Genomic DNA, 21,118 nt, shown 5'->3' with positions numbered 1-21,118 from the left:
ATTTCAATCCTCGAATTGTTCTGCCAGAATCCGGTCCGACCAGGAACGGTCGGGATCGGAAAGGATGCGTGCGGTCATGTCCTCGGACTGGGCGATGCGCACATGCAGTATGGATTTGATCTCCGTATTGTCGGCGACCGCATTCACGGGCCGCTTCTCGGCTTCCAATATATGGATGTCCACCGTCACCCGGTTGGGAAGCAGCGCTCCGCGCCAGCGCCGAGGCCGGAAGGCGCTGACCGGCGTCATGGCGAGGAGGGGCGCGTCAAGCGGAAGGATCGGGCCGTGGGCCGAAAGATTGTAGGCGGTCGAGCCTGCAGGCGTTGCCACCATCAAGCCATCGCAGATCAATTCCTCCAGCCGCACATGTCCGTCGATTTCCACCCTGAGCTTCGCTGCCTGATAGGATTGCCGGAAAAGATAGACCTCGTTGATCGCAAGCGCCGAGGAACTGCTGCCGTCGGCATTGGATGTCGTCATCTTCAGCGGATGAAAGGCATTCTCGACAGCGGTACAGATACGGTCATGCAGGTCGGTAGTCTTGTAATCGTTCATCAGAAAGCCGACCGAGCCGCAATTCATGCCGTAGACGAGCTTGCCGCTGTTCATGGTACTGTGCAGTGTCTGAAGCATGAAGCCGTCGCCGCCGAGCGCGACGATGACATCGGCCTCGTTTGCGGGCACATCGCCATAAAGGCGAATCAGTTCATCTCGCGCGGCGAGTGCTTCCGTGGTCGGCGAGGCGATAAAAGAAAGCGTCTGAAATGACCGGCCCATGCAATGCCCTTTGTTATGCTGCTCTAGCTAAAGGATAAAGGGCCTATACGACAAGACGTTTTGCGTTGCGGGCGAAGTTCGGATGATCTTATCGCCCTGATAGATCGGCTGGTGATTTCGGTAATGAACACATCCACATGCCCCCCAGCGGGCTTTCCCAACCATAGCGTCGATCGACAACCCGCTGTGGATAGCTTTACCGAGCTGCCGGAATGGGCAAATTTTCTTTACAAAAGATCAGAATCTGCTACTTCGCAGCCATTGCCCTTGTAGCTCAGTTGGTAGAGCACCTGATTTGTAATCAGGGGGTCGCGGGTTCGAACCCTGCCGGGGGCACCAGTTTTTCCAAGCCATTGCATTACATGAACAGAGACTGAAGGGTCGATTCAGCGGCAATTCAGGAGCATCAGGTCATTCTCGCTTCATCAGAAACGAGGAAGTGAGCCATGAGGATCTCCAGTTTTCTCCTAGCAGCCGCCCTTTCGGCCGGTACTTTGTTTTCCGCCGTAGCTCCGGCTGCGGCCATCACTCTCGACCGTCCGGCAGCCTCGCAACAGAGCGATGTGATCCAGGTCCGCGGCGGTGATCGGGATTGGGGTGATCGAGATTGGGGCGACCGTGACCGGGGCGACCGCGATTGGGGTGATCGCCGTGACTGGCGCGAGCGTCGCGAGTGGCGTGAACGTCGCTACTGGCGTCCGGCCTGGGGCTATGAACGCCGCTGGAGCCCGTGGCGGGAAGAGCGTTGGCGCGAGCGTCATTATTGGCGTCGCCACCACGATGGACCCTATTGGCTCTACCGGAGCTGATAGCTGACCGAGCCACGCATTTTCCGATCCCTGAAGCATGCCGCGATCTTTCAGATTCGCTTCCCACACTTTAGGTCTTCGTATTCAGGCATGTAGTTATCGCAAAACCGCTGCACAGTTTTGCGCGATATGCTTTTAGCAAAATCCCGTTGCAAGGTTTCGAGCCTGCGACGGGATTTTTGCTTGATCGGTATTTGGTGGACTTGAGAATTTTATTGACTGACCACCAGTCAATAATTTAAAGATCAGTTCATCAATCGCCGCGATGGAGTTCGCCATGTCTGCAAAAACACTCCTGACCTCTCTCTTTCAATATAAGGCCAGCGTTGATGACGAACTTCTGACCGCGCTTGCTGCTTTTCCCGAAAGCGGGCCATCGGAAAACCTCCAGTCCGCTTTTCGTGTTCTCAATCACGCTCAAATCGTCGATCGGATTTTCGCTGCCAACCTGCGGAAGGAGCCGCATGGCTATACGGCGAGTTGGACCGGAGAGCCGCCAGCTTTTGGAGATCTTGCTTCCGCGATCAGGAAAACCGACAGATGGTATCTGGATTATATGGTGCAGGTGACGCCCGAAGAGCTCGAAGAGACGATCGACTTCACTTTCACCGATGGCGGGCAGGGCCGCATGTCGCGGGAGGAGATGCTGGCCCATGTCATCACCCACAGCGGTTACCACCGCGGGGAGGTCGGTCGTCTTTTGCCCGACATTGAAAACACTGCTATGCGCGACGTATTCGCGGGCTACCTGCACCGGGCGGAGCCTCGGCGTCGCGGACATTGACGGACTTTCCGATGACATCACGCATGGCCGGCAGGCCAAGGACCAAACCAGCCGAGGAACGGCGGGACGACCTCATGCTCGTGGCCGAACGCCTCTTTCTCGACAAGGGGGTGGAGCATACGACGATCGAGGAGATCACCCAGGGTGCTGCCGTCTCGAAGGGAGCCTTCTACCTTTATTTCTCTTCGAAGGCGGATGTTATCGAAGCATTGCGGACCCGCTTCGTTCAGAAGCTTCTGAATGGCATCGTGGAAGAAGTGGGTAAACAGGATACCGGCGACTTGAACGGCAAGTTGACGGCCTGGGCAAAAGCCTGCGCCGTTGGCTATCTGAACGCCGCGCGCCTGCACAATCTCGTCTTTGCTGCTTCTCCGCCGCCAAGCCGCGAGGGCCTGACGAGCAATATCCTGATCGATAGTCTCCAGCAATTGCTTGCAGCAGGATGCCGTGAGGGAGCTTGGTCACTGAAGGAGCCGGCATTCACCGCCATATTCCTGTTCAACGCATTGCACGGCGTCGTAAATCAGAGCGGCATCGGCGACGATGATGCCGGGCGAACAAAACTGCTTCGCAATGTCGAGGATGGTGTTCTGCGCCTCGTCCGGTGAGACGGTTTGCAGTCACTTCCGTGCGGGTTCGTTCACGCTCGATGCGATCTTCGTACCGCTGCCGGTCTGTCCGGCACCGGACGGAGACATCATCGCGATGCTGAGGACCGAAGCAATCATAACGGCAACGACGGCAATCATCAGGCGCATGAACATCTAGATCCCTGTTTGTCTGGCGGGATTAAACGTTTGGCGACGTTGCAGGTTCCGGATCGGCTATTGCACAGATGGAGGTGGATTTGATGGCGTCGTCGACGGTGCCAGAGGATCCGGCTGGCGGATCGGGTGAGACCTGTCCACCCACGTGATGCTCAAAATGACCATGACGAGGACCGCAATGAAAAGAACGCCGAAGATCAGCGGTCGAACTGCCATAGTGCGGATTCCCTTTTGCCGGCGCCCCAAAGATGAATTCATTGCCGATAATAGTGACCGGCAAGCTCTTTCCAAGGCGGAATATGGACCAGGGAAGAGGGTGTTCAACCGCAATGGCGACCATCATTCCCTCTCTCTGCGACATATCAACAGTGATCTGCCGACTGTGGCCTATGCCTTCAGGTGCAGTCCCGCTGCATAAAGGGCAATCGCCGCGGCATTCGATACGTTCAGCGATTTGATGGCGCCGGGCATATCGAGCCGGGCGAGCGCGCTGACGGTTTCGCGGGTCTTCTGCCGCAGGCCCTTGCCTTCGGAGCCGAGCACGAGTGCGATTCGACCACCTGAGAACGTGCCTTCCAGTGGCGCCGGTCCTTCCGAATCGAGCCCGATCGTGAAGAAGCCGAGCTTGTGCAATTCGCCGAGCGCGTCCGAGAGATTGGTGATCTGTATATAAGGTATGAGTTCCAGCGCGCCGGAAGCCGATTTGGCAAGCACGCCCGATTCGGTTGGGCTATGTCTCTGCGTGGTGATAACGGCGCCTGCATTGAAGGCGACGGCCGATCGCATGATGGCGCCGACATTGTGCGGATCGGTTACCTGGTCGAGCACGAGAAGCAACGGGCTGTCCTTCAGTGCTTCCAGTCGTCGGACGGGCAGGGGGCGTGTTTCCAGCATCACGCCCTGATGGGTCGCTTCGGGGCCGAGCACCTTGTCGATATCCTGCGGAGAGACCATGTCGACGGGAATGCCGATCGTATCAGGATCGATCTCCAATCGCGCAAGCGCGTTCTGTGTCACCGATAGCTTGATGTTCTTGCGCTCAGGATTTTCAAGCGCGGCACGAACGGTATGAAGGCCGTAGAGGAAGACCTGATCGGGGGCGAGCGCCGGCGGTTTCCAGTCGTCTCCGCCACGCTTGCGCTTCTGTGGTGCCGGTGTTGGAATCTCACCGCGTTCGCGCTTGCCGTCGCGATGCGCGCGTCGCAAGGTTGCGTAATGCGTGTCCTTTGCGGACTTGTCGGTGGCGGGCTTGTCGCCGGATTTCTTATCTTTGCTCATGCGGCTTTATAACGATGGCGCCTGTTGCCGCATAGGCCTTCTTTCATACGCCGGCTTTCAACAGGCGATGAAATTTTTCCTGTCTTTTCCATTATCATCGTGTTGACAGACTGAAATCGTCCGGTCATATACGCGGCGCAGACGACGGGGCGGCAACGCTTCAAAGTCTGACGAACTTGGTCTTCAAGATCCGGACGAAAAACTGGAGAGATGCCCGAGTGGTTAAAGGGGACGGACTGTAAATCCGTTGGCTCAGCCTACGTTGGTTCAAATCCAACTCTCTCCACCATTCGTCATTGGATCGGACCAACCCCGCGGGTATAGCTCAATGGTAGAGCAGCAGCCTTCCAAGCTGAATACGCGGGTTCGATTCCCGCTACCCGCTCCATCTTCCTTGCTGTTCTTGACGAATTGCTCTGGCTTTCAGAACTCGAAGACGAGATTCATGAAATTGCCGATGATCCAGTAGCCGAGCACCCCTATGGCGATGCCGGCGATGAAGACCGAAGACTGGCCCGTGTTCTTTTTGACGCTCGTGCCCGCATCGTCGTCGCGCGGATAGCCGAGTTCACGATGGTCTTCCATGAATGCCGAATAGTGGTTGGTGTAGTTCTCCGATTGCATTGGGTGTTCCTCCGAATATTAGAGGGATATCATGGAAGTTTTCCTGTTCGGTGAAATCAATTAGTAAAATGTAAGGTAATCTTGTCGGCAGGCGTCGCGCCGATGAGATCGCGCGGCACCCGGGTCACGACTGCAGAAATTGCAGTCGCTGCTGGCATCAACAAGGCCAGAAGCGGGCTTTCTCTCGATTTTACCTTAGATTTCAGGTGTTTTGGGGCAGGTGCCGACGAATCGTCTTGCGGGTTGCGAATTATCTCCCATATGCGCTGACACGCCAAGAATGGCGTCTGCAATTAAGTCTTGCGCAATTTCGCCGAAAGCCTTAAACGGCGGCACTAAACCGGTTCGCCGGGGTCACCCATTTACGTCCACAGGAAGCATTCAAATGGCAAAGAGTAAGTTTGAGCGCAACAAGCCGCACGTCAACATTGGCACGATCGGCCACGTTGACCACGGCAAGACGTCTCTGACGGCAGCGATCACGAAGTACTTCGGTGAGTTTAAGGCGTATGACCAGATCGACGCTGCTCCGGAAGAAAAGGCACGCGGCATCACCATTTCGACGGCTCACGTCGAGTATGAAACGCCGGCCCGCCATTACGCGCACGTCGACTGCCCCGGCCACGCTGACTATGTCAAGAACATGATCACCGGTGCCGCGCAGATGGACGGCGCGATCCTGGTCTGCTCTGCTGCTGACGGCCCGATGCCGCAGACGCGCGAGCACATCCTGCTCGCCCGCCAGGTTGGCGTTCCGGCAATCGTCGTGTTCCTCAACAAGGTCGACCAGGTTGACGACGCCGAGCTTCTCGAGCTCGTCGAACTGGAAGTGCGCGAACTTCTGTCGTCCTACGACTTCCCGGGCGACGACATCCCGGTCGTCAAGGGTTCGGCACTTGCTGCTCTTGAAGATTCTGACAAGAAGATCGGTGAAGACGCGATCCGCGAGCTGATGGCTGCAGTTGACGCCTACATCCCGACGCCTGAGCGTCCGATCGACCAGCCGTTCCTGATGCCGATCGAAGACGTGTTCTCGATCTCTGGCCGTGGTACGGTTGTGACCGGCCGCGTCGAGCGCGGTATCGTCAAGGTTGGCGAAGAAGTCGAGATCGTCGGCATTCGTCCGACTTCGAAGACGACGGTGACCGGCGTTGAAATGTTCCGCAAGCTGCTCGATCAGGGCCAGGCTGGCGACAACATCGGCGCTCTGGTTCGCGGTGTGAACCGTGACGGCGTCGAGCGTGGCCAGATCCTGTGCAAGCCGGGCTCTGTCAAGCCGCACAAGAAGTTCAAGGCTGAAGCCTACATCCTGACGAAGGAAGAAGGCGGCCGTCATACGCCGTTCTTCACGAACTACCGTCCGCAGTTCTACTTCCGCACGACGGACGTGACCGGCATCGTCACGCTTCCGGAAGGCACGGAAATGGTTATGCCTGGCGACAACGTCACCGTTGACGTCGAGCTGATCGTTCCGATCGCGATGGAAGAAAAGCTTCGCTTCGCTATCCGCGAAGGCGGCCGCACCGTCGGTGCAGGCATCGTTGCTTCGATCATCGAGTAATCGGAATTATCCCCGATTTTAGGAAAAACCCCGCTGGAGACGGCGGGGTTTTTTCGTTTTCCGGCATCCTCATGCGTTCCTGAGATGTTGTAAAAATATCGTTAAGATGCCCCATAACAGTATTTTGTTCATCTAGCGTTCAGAAAGCGTTTTGCGTTCCGGCATTTTTAGTCCAGACTCCTCATTATAGAGAGGAGAGTAGGATGATTCACAAAGCTACATTCGTTGCGACGATTTTCGCGATGTATGTTTTCACGATGTTTTTCATCGCTGCAATTCCGCAAGAAGTTGTTCAGGCAGCTGGCGTGCAGATAGACGAAGTAAGCGTCGTTAAATGATAGCATGACTGGATCGCCGGACATTCCGGCGGGCCGTAAAAGTAACAGCGCAGGTGCTTCCGGGAGGAAGCTCCTGGCCGGGGTGGGTTTGAACCTGCCCGTGAGACGCTCGCTTGCTCTTCGCGCGGAAGAGTTTATCTATGCCTCCGATTTCATGACGCGGAGGATTTTCCATGAAAAAGCGCATTCTCTTCACCGGCGGTTCGGGCAAGGCGGGACGCCATGCCGTGCCGTGGCTCATCAATGCTGGCTATGAGGTGCACAATGTTGATCTCGTGCCGCTCGAAAGCCCTGAAGTCACCAATCTCATCGCCGACATCACCGACAGCGGCCAGATGTTCAACGTGCTTTCCATGCACCGGGACTTTCCGGATCTGGAAGCGGGCAAGGGCGTACAGCCTTTCGACGCAGTTGTGCATTTTGCGGCGGTGCCGCGTATCCTGATCAAGCCGGACAACGAGACCTTCCGCATCAACACGATGGGCACCTACAATGTCATCGAGGCGGCGGTAAAGCTAGGCATCCGGAAGATCATCGTTGCGTCGAGCGAGACGACCTATGGCGTCTGTTTCGCCGAAGGCCATCGCGACTTCCACCAGTTCCCGCTGGATGAGGACTATGATGTCAATCCGATGGATTCCTACGGCCTCTCGAAGGTCCTGAACGAGAAGACGGCGCGCGCTTTTGCCGAGCGCTCAGGCTTCGATATTTACGCGCTGCGCATCGGCAACGTCATCGAGCCGCATGAATACGAAAAATTTCCGACCTATTTCGCCAATCCGGAAATGCGCAAGCGCATCGCCTGGAGTTATATTGACGCGCGCGACCTCGGCCAAATCGTCCATCGCTGCATTGAGAAGGACGGATTGGGCTTCCAGGTCTTCAATGCCGCCAACGACACGGTTTCGGCCAATACCCCGTCGAGAGAGCTCGCCAAACGATTCTTCCCGAATGTGCCCTTCACCCGTGAGATCGGCGAATATGAGGGCCTGCTTTCCAACCGGAAGATTCGCGAGGTGCTCGGCTTTAAGGAAGAGCACGACTGGCGCAAATATGTAAAAGTCTGAGATTCCGGTCAGAAAACTCTTGCTGTCGGGCGCTTCAATTTCGCGTCCGGCCGCCAGATACGTTGCTGTCGGCCACTTCTTCCGGTCGCCTGCGGAGAATGGTTCTGAAAATCAAAAATCGCTCTTGCATATCCCGAGCCGCCGTTTTAAAGGGAGCGCCATGCTTTCACCGGCTGATGATCTCAAGGTCAACAGGCTGAATGCAAAGCGTAAAGGGGTATAGCTCAGTTGGTAGAGCGGCGGTCTCCAAAACCGCAGGTCGTAAGTTCGAGCCTTACTGCCCCTGCCATTTTTCCTTGAGCGGACAGCGCGGACGTGAACGCAGCGTTCCGGCAAGGATCGAGCATATGGCGACAAATTTCGTTAAACATCGGTTTCCCTCTTGTGTATTCGGAAATCGATGTTTATTTAGGGTTCAACAGACACGCGGTGCGTGGGGCTGATAGTTTCAGCTTTACGCGCCGTAATTGCGTGGGCAGTCGATGGCATCCAAATCCAATCCATTCGCGTTTCTGCAGCAGGTCCGCACGGAGACGTCTAAAGTTACTTGGCCGTCGCGCCGCGAGACGATGATCTCGACGGTCATGGTGCTGTTTATGGTTGTTTTTGCTGCGCTGTTTTTCTTTGCCGCCGACCAGCTCATTGGCTGGGCTCTGAGCTTTGTGCTCAATACCGGCAACTGATACGAGTGGAGATGAAAATGGCGGCACGTTGGTACATCGTCCACGCATATTCTAATTTTGAAAAGAAGGTGGCTGAGGACATCGAGAACAAGGCTCGCCAGAAGGGGCTTGAGCACCTGTTCGAGAAGATCCTCGTGCCGACCGAAAAGGTGGTGGAAGTGCGCCGCGGCCGCAAGGTCGATTCCGAGCGCAAGTTCTTCCCGGGCTATGTCATGGTTCGTGCGAACCTGACGGATGAGGCCTATCACCTGATCAAGAATACGCCGAAGGTCACGGGCTTCCTTGGCTCGGACAATAAGCCCGTTCCGATTCCGGATTCTGAGGCTGAGCGCATCCTCGGTCAGGTTCAGGAAGGTGTCGAGCGGCCGAAGGCTTCCGTTACCTTTGAAATCGGCGAACAGGTTCGCGTTTCCGATGGTCCGTTCGCTTCGTTCAACGGCACGGTTCAGGATGTGGACGAAGAGCGTTCGCGCCTGAAAGTGGAAGTGTCGATCTTTGGTCGCGCTACGCCGGTCGAGCTGGAATACGCTCAGGTCGAGAAGGTCTGATTTTCGAGATCGAGGTTCGGTCACTTGTGACCGTTCTTCGGGCGGCGAAAGCCGCATCGCGTGGAAGGTGAGGGGTCTTAAGCCAGGTCCTAACGATCCGCACCACGCAACCGCAGCCGCCGGAGTGATCCGGCATCAAGGGCCGGGAAACCGGTCATCAGTGAAAGGCAGAGAGATATATGGCTAAGAAAGTTGCAGGCCAGCTCAAGCTGCAGGTCAAGGCAGGATCGGCAAACCCGTCCCCGCCGATCGGCCCGGCGCTTGGTCAGCGTGGCATTAACATCATGGAATTCTGCAAGTCGTTCAACGCGGCTACGCAGGAAATGGAAAAGGGTATGCCGATCCCGGTCGTCATCACCTATTACCAGGACAAGTCCTTCACCTTCGCCATGAAGCAGCCTCCGGTCAGCTACTGGCTGAAGAAGGAAGCGAAGATCCAGTCCGGTTCCAAGACCCCGGGCAAGGGCGCAAAGGCCGGTACCCTCACCAAGGCTCAGATCAAGACGATCGCCGAAGCCAAGATGAAGGATCTGAACGCAGCGGATATCGAAGGTGCAATGGCGATGATCGAGGGCTCTGCCCGCGCCATGGGCCTGGAAGTGGTGGGTTAAGACCATGGCAGGCAAGCGCACTCAGAAGATCAACGAAGGTGTTGATCCGACCAAGCTCTACGCTCTGACGACGGCCATCGGCATGGTCAAGGAACGTGCTGTCGCAAAGTTCGATGAAACCATCGAAGTTTCGATGAACCTCGGCGTCGACCCGCGTCACGCAGACCAGATGGTCCGCGGCGTCGTCAACCTGCCGAACGGCACCGGCCGTACGGTTCGCGTTGCTGTTTTCGCTCGTGGCGTCAAGGCTGATGAAGCCAAGGCTGCCGGCGCAGATATCGTTGGCGCGGAAGAGCTCGTTGAAATCGTTCAGGGCGGCAAGATCGACTTCGATCGCTGCATCGCCACCCCGGATATGATGCCGCTCGTCGGCCGCCTCGGTAAGGTTCTCGGCCCGCGTGGCATGATGCCGAACCCGAAGGTCGGCACGGTTACGATGGATGTCGCTGGTGCCGTCAAGGCTTCCAAGGGCGGCGCTGTCGAGTTCCGCGTCGAGAAGGCTGGTATCGTTCACGCCGGCATCGGCAAGGCATCCTTCGATGCCAAGGCTCTGGAAGAAAACATCCGTGCCTTCGCTGACGCCGTCATCAAGGCAAAGCCGGCTGGCGCCAAGGGCAACTACGTCAAGCGCGTAGCCCTCTCCTCGACCATGGGTCCGGGCGTCAAGATCGAAGTCGGCTCGGTCACCGCAGCGGTTACTGCTGCTTAAGTTTCATCGGGCTTCGGCCCGATTGTAAAGAATTCCGGCCTCGCAAGAGGCCGGAATATTCCGGAGAAATCCGGAATCCTGTCCGAGATTGCAGGTGGTTTTCCCTTAATCACTGTTGCCTGCATGAGACGGGTAAGACCCGAATTGCATGAAGTTCTGCTTCTAGGAAATCGGTTCGAGCCTTGGATGCCTTGTGCCTCCTTTGCCTTAATTGGCGCGGAGCGCGAGGGGACAGGATCCTCAAGCGTCGCTTGGGATCGCTTCTGATCCCAAGAGGCAAAGGCAACCCGGTGGGTCCGTTCAAGCGGTCCCATCAACTGGAGATAGGCAGTGGAAAGAGCGGAAAAACGCGAATTCGTCACGGAACTGAACGATGTCTTCAAGGCATCCGGCTCGGTTGTCGTGGCCCACTATGCTGGTGCTACAGTCGCACAGATGAACGATTTTCGTTCGAAGATGCGCGCTGCTGGCGGCACCATCAAAGTCGCGAAGAACCGCCTGGCCAAAATTGCCCTTCAGGGTACGGAAGCGGAAGGGATCGCCGATCTCTTCAAAGGTCAGACCCTCATTGCTTACAGCAATGATCCGATCACCGCTCCGAAGGTCGTCATGGATTTCGCCAAGACCAACGACAAGATCGTTGTCCTCGGCGGTGCCATGGGAACAACCACGCTCAATGCTGAAGCTGTCAAGTCGCTTGCGACCCTGCCTTCGCTCGATGAGCTGCGTGCGAAGCTGCTGGGCATGATCCAGACGCCGGCTACCCGCATCGCTGGGGTTGTTGCAGCACCGGCAAGCCAGCTTGCCCGCGTGTTTGCGGCCTACGCCAAGAAGGACGAAGCCGCTTAAGGCGGTTTTTCGCTGTTTATAATCAACCGGTTCGAACCGAACAAAAGGAACTAGTAAAATGGCTGATCTCGCAAAGATCGTTGACGACCTCTCCTCGCTGACCGTCCTGGAAGCCGCTGAGCTGTCGAAGCTTCTCGAAGAAAAGTGGGGCGTTTCCGCTGCTGCTCCGGTAGCTGTTGCTGCCGCTGCTGGCGGTGCAGGTGCTGCTGCTGTCGTTGAAGAAGAAAAGACCGAGTTCGACGTCATCCTCACGGATGCCGGCGCCAACAAGATCAACGTCATCAAGGAAGTCCGCGCCATCACCGGCCTGGGCCTCAAGGAAGCCAAGGACCTTGTCGAAGCCGCTCCGAAGGCTGTCAAGGAAGGCGTTAACAAGGCTGAAGCCGCTGACATCAAGAAGAAGCTTGAAGACGCTGGCGCAAAGGCCGACGTCAAGTAATCTTGAACGTCTTTTGGGAGACGGTATTTACCGTCTCCCATTTGCCGTTTTTTTGAACGAATTACCCAAAAGCCGCGTGAAAACGGCTTTTGGGTAATGGGTTCTTCAAGAGCATGGTCTCGAACCGAGGCGCCAAGGCAATCCGGCCTGGCTGTTTCGGGAGGTGGGACGAGGTTGAACTATCCATTGGTTGACGGGATCGACTGGCCATCGGTTCCCGTCCGTTGCAGGCCCGGATGCAATTTTTGAAGGAGCGACGATGGCTCAGACCCTTACGTTCAATGGTCGCAGGCGCGTACGCAAGTTTTTTGGTAAAATCCCCGAAGTCGCAGAAATGCCGAACCTCATCGAGGTTCAGAAGGCATCCTACGACCAGTTTCTGATGGTTGAAGAGCCCAAGGGCGGTCGTCCCGACGAAGGTCTTCAGGCCGTCTTCAAGTCCGTTTTCCCGATCACCGACTTCTCCGGCGCCTCCATGCTGGAGTTCGTGTCCTATGAATTCGAACCGCCGAAGTTCGACGTCGACGAATGCCGCCAGCGCGACCTGACCTACGCCGCGCCGCTGAAGGTTACTCTCCGTCTCATCGTGTTCGATATCGACGAGGATACCGGCGCGAAGTCGATCAAGGACATCAAGGAACAGTCCGTCTACATGGGCGACATGCCGCTCATGACGAATAACGGTACGTTCATCGTCAACGGCACCGAGCGCGTGATCGTGTCCCAGATGCACCGTTCGCCGGGCGTCTTCTTCGATCACGACAAGGGCAAGAGCCATTCTTCCGGCAAGCTGCTCTTTGCTGCGCGCGTGATCCCGTATCGCGGCTCCTGGCTCGATATCGAATTCGACGCCAAGGACATCGTCTATGCCCGTATCGACCGCCGCCGCAAGATTCCGGTGACGTCGCTGCTGATGGCCCTCGGCATGGACGGCGAGGAAATCCTCGACACCTTCTACACGAAGTCGCTCTACAAGCGCGACGGTGAAGGCTGGCGCATTCCCTTCAAGCCGGAAACGCTGAAGGGTGCAAAGGCGATCACCGAGATGGTCGACGCCGATACCGGCGAAGTCGTTGTTGAAGCCGGCAAGAAGCTCACGCCACGCCTGCTTCGCACGCTCTCCGACAAGGGCCTGAAGGCACTCAAGGCGACGGACGACGATCTGTACGGCAACTACCTCGCCGAAGACATCGTCAACTACTCGACGGGTGAGATCTATCTCGAAGCCGGCGACGAAATCGACGAGAAGACGCTCGGCATCATCCTCGCCAACCATTTCGACGAGATCCCGGTTCTCGGCATCGATCACATCAATGTCGGCGCCTACATCCGCAACACGCTGACCGCAGACAAGAACGAGAACCGTCAGGACGCTCTGTTCGACATTTACCGCGTCATGCGTCCGGGTGAACCGCCGACGATGGATTCGGCCGAAGCCATGTTCAACTCGCTGTTCTTCGATGCGGAGCGTTACGACCTCTCCGCCGTCGGCCGCGTGAAGATGAACATGCGTCTTGACCTCAGCGTCGAAGACACCGTCCGCATCCTGCGCAAGGACGACATCCTGGCCGTGGTCAAGATGCTTGTCGAACTGCGCGACGGCAAGGGCGAGATCGACGACATCGACAACCTTGGCAACCGCCGCGTCCGCTCGGTTGGCGAGCTGATGGAGAACCAGTACCGTCTCGGCCTGCTTCGCATGGAGCGCGCGATCAAGGAACGCATGTCCTCGATCGAAATCGACACGGTCATGCCGCAGGACCTGATCAACGCCAAGCCGGCTGCTGCAGCCGTCCGCGAATTCTTCGGTTCCTCGCAGCTCTCGCAGTTCATGGACCAGGTCAACCCGCTCTCGGAAATCACCCACAAGCGCCGTCTCTCGGCTCTTGGCCCTGGTGGTCTGACCCGCGAGCGCGCCGGCTTCGAAGTCCGCGACGTTCATCCGACGCACTACGGCCGTATTTGCCCGATCGAAACGCCGGAAGGCCCGAACATCGGTCTGATCAACTCGCTGGCGACCTTTGCGCGCGTCAACAAGTACGGTTTCATCGAAAGCCCGTACCGTCGTATCGTCGATGGCAAGGTCACGACTGACGTACTATACCTTTCCGCCATGGAAGAGGCGAAGTACTATGTTGCCCAGGCCAACGCCGAACTGACGTCGGACGGTTCCTTCGTCGATGAATTCGTCGTCTGCCGTCACGCCGGCGAAGTTATGCTCGCCCCGCGCGACAGCATGAACCTGATGGACGTTTCGCCGAAGCAGGTCGTTTCGGTCGCAGCCGCTCTCATCCCGTTCCTGGAAAACGACGACGCCAACCGCGCTCTCATGGGCTCGAACATGCAGCGTCAGGCCGTTCCGCTTCTGCGCGCTGAAGCGCCGTTCGTCGGTACCGGCATGGAGCCGGTCGTCGCCCGCGACTCCGGCGCCGCCATCGGCGCGCGCCGCGGTGGTGTGGTCGACCAGGTCGATGCGACGCGTATCGTTATCCGCGCCACGGAAGACCTCGAAGCCGGCAAGTCCGGCGTCGATATCTACCGCCTGCAGAAGTTCCAGCGTTCGAACCAGAACACCTGCGTCAACCAGCGTCCGCTGGTCACCGTCGGTGACGAGGTCAACCGCGGCGACATCCTCGCCGACGGCCCGTCGACCGATCTCGGCGACCTGGCTCTCGGCCGCAACGCGCTCGTCGCGTTCATGCCCTGGAACGGCTACAACTACGAAGACTCGATCCTGCTCTCCGAGCGCATCGTTGCCGACGACGTGTTCACCTCCATCCACATCGAAGAATTCGAAGTGATGGCGCGCGACACCAAGCTTGGTCCTGAGGAAATCACCCGCGACATTCCGAACGTTTCGGAAGAAGCGCTGAAGAGCCTCGACGAAGCCGGCATCGTCTATATCGGCGCCGAAGTTCAGCCGGGCGATATCCTGGTCGGCAAGATCACGCCGAAGGGCGAAAGCCCGATGACGCCGGAAGAAAAACTCCTGCGCGCCATCTTCGGTGAAAAGGCATCCGACGTCCGTGATACGTCCATGCGCATGCCGCCCGGCACCTACGGCACGATCGTCGAAGTGCGCGTCTTCAACCGCCACGGCGTTGAAAAGGACGAGCGCGCGATGGCTATCGAGCGCGAAGAGATCGAGCGTCTGGCAAAGGACCGCGACGACGAGCAGGCGATCCTCGACCGTAACGTCTACGGCCGTCTGATCGACATGCTGCGCGGCCAGTCCTCCATTGCAGGCCCGAAGGGCTTCAAGAAGGGCACCGAGCTGTCGAATGCCGTCGTTTCCGAATATCCCCGCTCGCAGTGGTGGATGTTCGCCGTCGAAGACGAAAAGGTCCAGAGCGAGCTCGAAGCACTCCGCGGCCAGTACGATGAATCCAAGTCGCGCCTTGAACAGCGCTTCATGGACAAGGTCGAAAAGGTCCAGCGCGGCGACGAAATGCCTCCGGGTGTCATGAAGATGGTCAAGGTCTTCGTCGCTGTTAAGCGCAAGATCCAGCCGGGCGACAAGATGGCCGGCCGCCACGGCAACAAGGGTGTCGTGTCGCGCATCGTGCCGGTCGAAGACATGCCGTTCCTGGAAGACGGTACGCATGTGGACGTCGTTCTGAACCCGCTCGGCGTGCCCTCGCGCATGAACGTCGGCCAGATCCTTGAGACGCACCTTGGCTGGGCTTGCGCCGGCATGGGTCGTCAGATCGGCGATATGCTGGAGGCCTACAAGGCCAACGGCAACATCGAACCGCTGCGCAAGACGATCGGCGACGTTGTCGGTGACGGTCCGAAGGCCGAACAGGTCAAGGATTTCGACGATGACTCGGTCCTGCGTCTGGCCGATCAGTGGAAGCGTGGCGTCTCCATCGCGACCCCGGTCTTCGACGGTGCGAACGAAGAGAACGTCAATGAGATGCTGCGCCTTGCAGGTCTCAAGGACACAGGTCAGTCGACGCTGTACGACGGTCGTACCGGCGAGCAGTTCGACCGCCAGGTCACGGTTGGCTACATCTACATGCTGAAGCTCAACCACCTGGTCGACGACAAGATCCACGCTCGTTCGATCGGCCCGTACTCGCTCGTTACCCAGCAGCCGCTGGGCGGCAAGGCGCAGTTCGGCGGCCAGCGCTTCGGCGAAATGGAGGTCTGGGCGCTCGAAGCTTACGGCGCAGCCTACACGCTGCAGGAAATGCTGACGGTGAAGTCGGACGACGTTGCCGGCCGCACCAAGGTCTACGAAGCGATCGTCCGTGGCGACGACACGTTCGAGGCCGGCATTCCGGAAAGCTTCAACGTTCTCGTCAAGGAAATGCGCTCGCTGGGTCTCTCGGTCGAGCTCGAAAATTCCAAGGTCGAGGACCTGCAGGCTGCAGGCCAGCTGCCGGACGCAGCCGAGTAACCACTTGATAGGGTGTGCGCTCTTCAAAAGAGCGCACACAGTTCCCGCCGAGGCCCCGTAACGTGTTGGCCGGGCAGGGACGCTTTCGCCGCATTCTGCGGTTATTGTCGTTTAAGCGCTGGCGCGGCTCCCGGGAATTTGCCGCCAACCTCGCAAGCTAAGGGCGCTTTCGCCCATGAAGGAGACAGGCATGAACCAAGAGGTCATGAATCTTTTCAATCCGCAGGTGCCTGCACAGAACTTCGATTCCATCCGGATTTCGATCGCCTCTCCGGAGAAGATTCTTTCCTGGTCCTACGGCGAGATCAAGAAGCCGGAAACCATCAACTACCGCACGTTCAAGCCGGAACGCGACGGTCTCTTCTGCGCGCGCATCTTCGGACCGATCAAGGACTACGAGTGCCTGTGCGGCAAGTACAAGCGCATGAAGTACAAGGGCATCATCTGCGAAAAGTGCGGCGTGGAAGTCACGCTGTCGCGCGTTCGCCGTGAGCGCATGGGCCATATCGAGCTCGCCGCTCCCGTTGCCCATATCTGGTTCCTGAAGTCGCTGCCGAGCCGCATCTCCACGCTGCTCGACATGACGCTGAAGGATGTCGAGCGCGTCCTCTATTTCGAAAACTACATTGTGACCGAGCCGGGTCTCACCGCGCTCAAGGAGCACCAGCTCCTGTCCGAAGAAGAGTACATGCTTGCCGTCGACGAATATGGTGAAGACCAGTTCACGGCCATGATCGGTGCCGAAGCCATCTATGAGATGCTGGCGTCGATGAACCTTGAAAAGATCGCTGGCGACCTGCGCTCCGAGCTTGCCGATACCACTTCGGACCTCAAGCAGAAGAAGCTGATGAAGCGCCTGAAGATCGTCGAGAACTTCATGGAATCCGGCAACCGTCCGGAATGGATGATCATGAAGGTCGTTCCGGTCATCCCGCCGGACCTGCGCCCGCTGGTTCCTCTGGACGGTGGTCGTTTCGCGACGTCTGACCTGAACGATCTGTACCGCCGCGTCATCAACCGTAACAACCGTCTGAAGCGCCTGATCGAACTGCGCGCTCCGGGCATCATCATCCGTAACGAAAAGCGCATGCTGCAGGAATCTGTCGATGCGCTCTTCGATAACGGCCGTCGCGGCCGCGTCATCACCGGCGCCAACAAGCGTCCGCTGAAGTCGCTGTCCGACATGCTCAAGGGCAAGCAGGGCCGCTTCCGTCAGAACCTGCTCGGCAAGCGCGTCGACTATTCCGGCCGTTCGGTCATCGTGACCGGTCCGGAACTGAAGCTGCATCAGTGCGGTCTTCCGAAGAAGATGGCGCTCGAGCTCTTCAAGCCGTTCATCTACGCCCGCCTCGACGCGAAGGGTTATTCTTCGACCGTCAAGCAGGCCAAGAAGCTCGTCGAAAAGGAAAAGCCGGAAGTCTGGGATATCCTCGACGAGGTCATCCGCGAGCATCCGGTTCTGCTGAACCGCGCACCGACGCTGCACCGCCTGGGCATCCAGGCCTTCGAACCCACCCTGGTCGAAGGCAAGGCCATCCAGCTGCACCCGCTCGTCTGCACGGCCTTCAACGCCGACTTCGACGGTGACCAGATGGCTGTTCACGTGCCGCTGTCGCTCGAAGCCCAGCTCGAAGCTCGCGTTCTGATGATGTCGACGAACAACATCCTGCACCCGGCAAACGGTGCACCGATCATCGTTCCGTCGCAGGACATGGTTCTCGGCCTGTACTACCTGTCGATCATGAACCAGAACGAGCCGGGCGAAGGCATGGCCTTCTCCGATCTCGGCGAGCTGCACCACGCCCTCGAAACCAAGGTCGTGACGCTGCACACCAAGATTCGCGGCCGCTTCAAGTCGATCGGCGAGGACGGCAAGCCCTACTCGAAGATCTATGAAACGACGCCGGGCCGTCTGCTCATCGGTGAACTCCTGCCGAAGAACGGCAAGGTGACCTTCGATATCTGCAACCAGGAAATGACCAAGAAGAACATCTCCAGGATGATCGACGCGGTCTACCGTCATTGCGGCCAGAAGGACACGGTCATATTCTGTGACCGCATCATGCAGCTCGGCTTCAGCCATGCCTGCCGCGCCGGCATTTCGTTCGGCAAGGACGACATGGTCATCCCGGACACCAAGGCCAAGATCGTCAACGACACCGAAAACTTGGTGAAGGAATACGAACAGCAGTACAACGACGGTCTCATCACCCAGGGCGAAAAATACAACAAGGTTGTCGACGCCTGGGGTAAGGCTACCGAAAAGGTCGCCGAAGAGATGATGGCCCGCATTAAGGCTGTCGAGTTCGATCCGGCGACTGGTCGTCAGAAGCCGATGAACTCGATCTACATGATGTCCCACTCGGGCGCTCGTGGTTCTCCGAACCAGATGCGTCAGCTGGGCGGCATGCGCGGCCTCATGGCCAAGCCGTCGGGTGAAATCATCGAGACGCCGATCATCTCGAACTTCAAGGAAGGCCTGACCGTCAACGAGTACTTCAACTCGACGCACGGTGCCCGTAAGGGTCTGGCAGACACCGCCTTGAAGACCGCAAACTCCGGTTACCTGACCCGCCGTCTTGTCGACGTCGCGCAGGATTGCATCGTCACGCACGTCGATTGCGGTACCGAAACCGGCCTCACCATGACCGCCATCGTCGATGCCGGTCAGGTCGTTGCCTCGATCGGTGTCCGTATCCTCGGCCGTACGGCCCTCGACAACATCGACCATCCGGTTACCGGCGAGCGTATCGTCGATGCCGGCAAGATGATCCTCGAGCCCGACGTCGTCGAGATCGAGAAGGCTGGTATCCAGTCGATCCGTATTCGTTCGGCGCTGACCTGCGAAATCCAGACGGGCGTCTGCTCGGTTTGCTACGGCCGCGACCTCGCGCGCGGTACGCCTGTTAACATGGGCGAAGCCGTCGGCGTTATCGCCGCCCAGTCGATCGGCGAGCCGGGCACGCAGCTCACCATGCGTACGTTCCACCTTGGTGGCACGGCAACCGTGGTCGACCAGTCGTTCCTGGAAGCCTCGTATGAAGGTACGGTGCAGATCAAGAACCGCAACATCCTGCGCAACTCCGATGGCAATCTCGTTGCCATGGGCCGTAACATGACCGTCCAGATCCTGGACGAGCGTGGCGTGGAGCGTTCCTCGCAGCGTGTTGCCTACGGTTCGAAGCTGCATGTCGATGAAGGTGACAAGGTCAAGCGCGGTCAGCGTCTGGCGGAGTGGGATCCCTACACCCGTCCGATGATGACGGAAGTAGCCGGTACGGTTCAGTTCGAAGATGTCGTCGACGGCCTCTCCGTTCTCGAAGCGACCGACGAATCCACGGGTATCACCAAGCGTCAGGTTATCGACTGGCGTTCGACCCCGCGCGGTTCGGACTTGAAGCCTGCCATCGTCATCAAGGACGCAAGCGGCAATGTCGCGAAGCTCTCCCGTGGCGGCGAAGCCCGCTTCCTGCTTTCGGTCGACGCGATCCTGTCGGTCGAGCCGGGCACGAAGGTCTCCCAGGGTGACGTTCTTGCCCGCTCGCCGCTGGAAAGCGCCAAGACCAAGGACATCACCGGTGGTCTGCCGCGCGTCGCAGAATTGTTCGAAGCCCGTCGTCCGAAGGACCACGCCATCATCGCAGAGATCGATGGTACGATCCGCCTCGGCCGCGATTACAAGAACAAGCGCCGCGTCATCATCGAGCCGGCGGAAGACGGTGTCGAGCCGGTCGAATACCTGATCCCGAAGGGCAAGCCCTTCCACCTTCAGGAAGGCGACTATATAGAAAAGGGTGACTACATCCTCGACGGTAACCCGGCTCCGCACGACATCCTGGCGATCAAGGGCGTGGAGGCTCTGGCTTCCTACCTCGTCAACGAAATCCAGGAAGTCTATCGTCTGCAGGGCGTTGTCATCAACGACAAGCACATCGAAGTGATTGTCCGTCAGATGCTGCAGAAGGTGGAAATCACCGATGCAGGCGACTCGACCTATATCGTCGGCGACAATGTCGACCGTATCGAGCTGGAAGACGTCAACGACCACCTCATCGAGGAAGGCAAGAGGCCTGCCAGCGGTGATCCGGTTCTGCTCGGCATCACCAAGGCATCGCTGCAGACGCCGTCCTTCATCTCGGCCGCTTCCTTCCAGGAAACGACCAAGGTGCTGACGGAAGCTGCGATCGCCGGCAAGACCGACGGTCTGCAGGGTCTGAAGGAAAACGTCATCGTCGGCCGCCTGATCCCGGCGGGTACCGGTGGCACCATGACCCAGATCCGCCGCATTGCGACGGCTCGCGACGACCTGATACTGGAAGAGCGCCGCAAGGGCTCCGGGGCAGGGGCCGCAACGCCGATGCTGCAGGACCTGGCGAACGAAAGCGCTCCTGCTGCCGAGTAATCGCCAGTTCGAGACATCCAGAATCCAAAATCGCCCGGAGAAATCCGGGCGGTTTTTCTTTGTCCGGAAGGTCGTTGGGAGATCGTTGTCGCGCTGTTGTCCCGATGGCGGCAGAACGCAGGACCCAAAGCAAACGGCGATGCTTCCATTCATCCTGCGTTGCTCAGCCGAGTTACTGACGATCGCAATGCGTGCAGATACTCGGACCGTCGGGAGTTTCGGTCTCGCAAATACCGTGTCGGGAAGGTTGATGCCGGCAAACGAAGCCGCCGGCCACCTCGAACGGAGGTCGATATCGAAGGGTCGGCAGAAGATGCCTGAACGCAGACGAACTGCCACCGCGGTGTGCAGTTTGATGTGTGCAAGAGGCGGGTGTCGAACTTGCTGAGGCCACTGGCGACGCTATCGCGGGAACCGCCGCTCGCTCGCTACCTCGTTAATATCGGCAAAATGAAGAGGGTGAGGGAGGA

Annotated in this window: 19 protein-coding genes and 4 tRNA genes; 18 read left to right on the top strand and 5 right to left on the bottom strand. The window is 58.2% G+C overall.

What is annotated here, in order from left to right; all coding sequences use genetic code 11:
- Window positions 1-3: 3 nt before the first annotated feature.
- A complete protein-coding gene (locus ACR9ZQ_RS18275) occupies window positions 4-777 on the bottom strand; it encodes an NAD kinase (protein WP_007823974.1) in 774 nt (257 codons plus the stop codon).
- Window positions 778-1,040: 263 nt separating this feature from the next.
- Here ACR9ZQ_RS18275 and ACR9ZQ_RS18270 point away from each other — a divergent pair.
- The 4 genes from ACR9ZQ_RS18270 (at window position 1,041) to ACR9ZQ_RS18255 (ending at window position 2,978) form a co-directional block, all read left to right on the top strand.
- Window positions 1,041-1,116, top strand: a tRNA-Thr gene (locus ACR9ZQ_RS18270).
- 107 nt (window positions 1,117-1,223) lie between these two features.
- Window positions 1,224-1,586 carry a hypothetical protein gene (locus tag ACR9ZQ_RS18265; protein WP_481428476.1) on the top strand — a complete coding sequence of 121 codons (363 nt, stop codon included), beginning with the start codon at window positions 1,224-1,226 and terminating at the stop codon, window positions 1,584-1,586.
- A gap of 277 nt (window positions 1,587-1,863) precedes the next feature.
- Window positions 1,864-2,370, top strand: coding sequence for a DinB family protein (locus ACR9ZQ_RS18260; RefSeq protein ID WP_481428475.1), 507 nt, complete (start codon window positions 1,864-1,866; stop codon window positions 2,368-2,370).
- Between the two features lie 11 nt (window positions 2,371-2,381).
- Window positions 2,382-2,978: a TetR/AcrR family transcriptional regulator gene (locus tag ACR9ZQ_RS18255; protein WP_481428474.1), complete on the top strand. Its 597-nt coding sequence runs from the start codon at window positions 2,382-2,384 to the stop codon at window positions 2,976-2,978.
- A gap of 12 nt (window positions 2,979-2,990) precedes the next feature.
- Here the strand turns inward: ACR9ZQ_RS18255 and ACR9ZQ_RS18250 are convergent, their stop codons facing one another.
- From ACR9ZQ_RS18250 to rlmB, 3 genes are read right to left on the bottom strand one after another with little or no spacing between them, the layout of a single operon-like run.
- Window positions 2,991-3,134, bottom strand: a complete 144-nt coding sequence (locus ACR9ZQ_RS18250) for a hypothetical protein (RefSeq protein WP_481429371.1) — start codon at window positions 3,132-3,134, stop codon at window positions 2,991-2,993.
- 25 nt (window positions 3,135-3,159) lie between these two features.
- On the bottom strand, window positions 3,160-3,480 hold the full coding sequence (locus ACR9ZQ_RS18245; RefSeq protein WP_481429370.1) for a hypothetical protein: 321 nt from the start codon (window positions 3,478-3,480) through the stop codon (window positions 3,160-3,162).
- 44 nt (window positions 3,481-3,524) lie between these two features.
- Complete coding sequence (gene rlmB, locus ACR9ZQ_RS18240) at window positions 3,525-4,415, bottom strand: 23S rRNA (guanosine(2251)-2'-O)-methyltransferase RlmB (protein ID WP_481428473.1); 891 nt, start codon at window positions 4,413-4,415, stop codon at window positions 3,525-3,527.
- Window positions 4,416-4,619: 204 nt separating this feature from the next.
- On the opposite strand from rlmB, the gene ACR9ZQ_RS18235 reads away from it, so the two are divergent.
- Both ACR9ZQ_RS18235 and ACR9ZQ_RS18230 read left to right on the top strand, forming a co-directional pair.
- Window positions 4,620-4,704: transfer RNA gene (locus ACR9ZQ_RS18235), tRNA-Tyr, on the top strand.
- A 25-nt stretch (window positions 4,705-4,729) separates the two neighbouring features.
- Window positions 4,730-4,803 (top strand) — tRNA-Gly (locus ACR9ZQ_RS18230).
- Window positions 4,804-4,838: 35 nt separating this feature from the next.
- Here the strand turns inward: ACR9ZQ_RS18230 and ACR9ZQ_RS18225 are convergent.
- A complete protein-coding gene (locus tag ACR9ZQ_RS18225; protein WP_310382993.1) occupies window positions 4,839-5,039 on the bottom strand; it encodes a hypothetical protein in 201 nt (66 codons plus the stop codon).
- Window positions 5,040-5,424: 385 nt separating this feature from the next.
- Here ACR9ZQ_RS18225 and tuf point away from each other — a divergent pair, with 385 nt between their 5' ends.
- The 12 genes from tuf (at window position 5,425) to rpoC (ending at window position 20,648) form a co-directional block, all read left to right on the top strand.
- Window positions 5,425-6,600, top strand: a complete 1,176-nt coding sequence (gene tuf / locus ACR9ZQ_RS18220; protein WP_113323818.1) for an elongation factor Tu — start codon at window positions 5,425-5,427, stop codon at window positions 6,598-6,600.
- Between the two features lie 203 nt (window positions 6,601-6,803).
- Window positions 6,804-6,938, top strand: coding sequence for a hypothetical protein (locus tag ACR9ZQ_RS18215; RefSeq protein WP_007817108.1), 135 nt, complete (start codon window positions 6,804-6,806; stop codon window positions 6,936-6,938).
- A gap of 173 nt (window positions 6,939-7,111) precedes the next feature.
- Window positions 7,112-8,005 carry an NAD-dependent epimerase/dehydratase family protein gene (locus ACR9ZQ_RS18210; protein WP_481428472.1) on the top strand — a complete coding sequence of 298 codons (894 nt, stop codon included), beginning with the start codon at window positions 7,112-7,114 and terminating at the stop codon, window positions 8,003-8,005.
- A gap of 213 nt (window positions 8,006-8,218) precedes the next feature.
- Window positions 8,219-8,294: transfer RNA gene (locus tag ACR9ZQ_RS18205), tRNA-Trp, on the top strand.
- A gap of 193 nt (window positions 8,295-8,487) precedes the next feature.
- Window positions 8,488-8,688 carry a preprotein translocase subunit SecE gene (secE, locus tag ACR9ZQ_RS18200; RefSeq protein ID WP_007817110.1) on the top strand — a complete coding sequence of 67 codons (201 nt, stop codon included), beginning with the start codon at window positions 8,488-8,490 and terminating at the stop codon, window positions 8,686-8,688.
- A 17-nt stretch (window positions 8,689-8,705) separates the two neighbouring features.
- Window positions 8,706-9,236: a transcription termination/antitermination protein NusG gene (nusG, locus tag ACR9ZQ_RS18195; RefSeq protein ID WP_007817111.1), complete on the top strand. Its 531-nt coding sequence runs from the start codon at window positions 8,706-8,708 to the stop codon at window positions 9,234-9,236.
- 179 nt (window positions 9,237-9,415) lie between these two features.
- On the top strand, window positions 9,416-9,847 hold the full coding sequence (gene rplK / locus ACR9ZQ_RS18190) for a 50S ribosomal protein L11 (RefSeq protein ID WP_007817112.1): 432 nt from the start codon (window positions 9,416-9,418) through the stop codon (window positions 9,845-9,847).
- 4 nt (window positions 9,848-9,851) lie between these two features.
- Entirely contained in the window at window positions 9,852-10,556 is a 705-nt protein-coding gene (gene rplA, locus ACR9ZQ_RS18185; RefSeq protein WP_113325481.1) for a 50S ribosomal protein L1, read from the top strand.
- Window positions 10,557-10,886: 330 nt separating this feature from the next.
- Entirely contained in the window at window positions 10,887-11,405 is a 519-nt protein-coding gene (rplJ, locus tag ACR9ZQ_RS18180) for a 50S ribosomal protein L10 (RefSeq protein ID WP_007817115.1), read from the top strand.
- A 58-nt stretch (window positions 11,406-11,463) separates the two neighbouring features.
- Complete coding sequence (gene rplL, locus ACR9ZQ_RS18175; protein WP_007817117.1) at window positions 11,464-11,844, top strand: 50S ribosomal protein L7/L12; 381 nt, start codon at window positions 11,464-11,466, stop codon at window positions 11,842-11,844.
- Between the two features lie 259 nt (window positions 11,845-12,103).
- Window positions 12,104-16,246, top strand: coding sequence for a DNA-directed RNA polymerase subunit beta (gene rpoB / locus ACR9ZQ_RS18170; protein WP_481428471.1), 4,143 nt, complete (start codon window positions 12,104-12,106; stop codon window positions 16,244-16,246).
- 190 nt (window positions 16,247-16,436) lie between these two features.
- The gene (gene rpoC, locus ACR9ZQ_RS18165) at window positions 16,437-20,648 is read left to right on the top strand and encodes a DNA-directed RNA polymerase subunit beta' (protein WP_113325480.1); all 4,212 of its coding nucleotides are present in this window, start codon (window positions 16,437-16,439) and stop codon (window positions 20,646-20,648) included.
- The last annotated feature ends 470 nt before the right edge of the window (window positions 20,649-21,118 follow it).

Source organism: Rhizobium sp. KNZ14-9A, assembly GCF_056755015.1.
The sequence above is the reverse complement of the archived record's forward strand: the minus strand, read 5'-3'. Positions and strand labels throughout refer to the sequence as shown.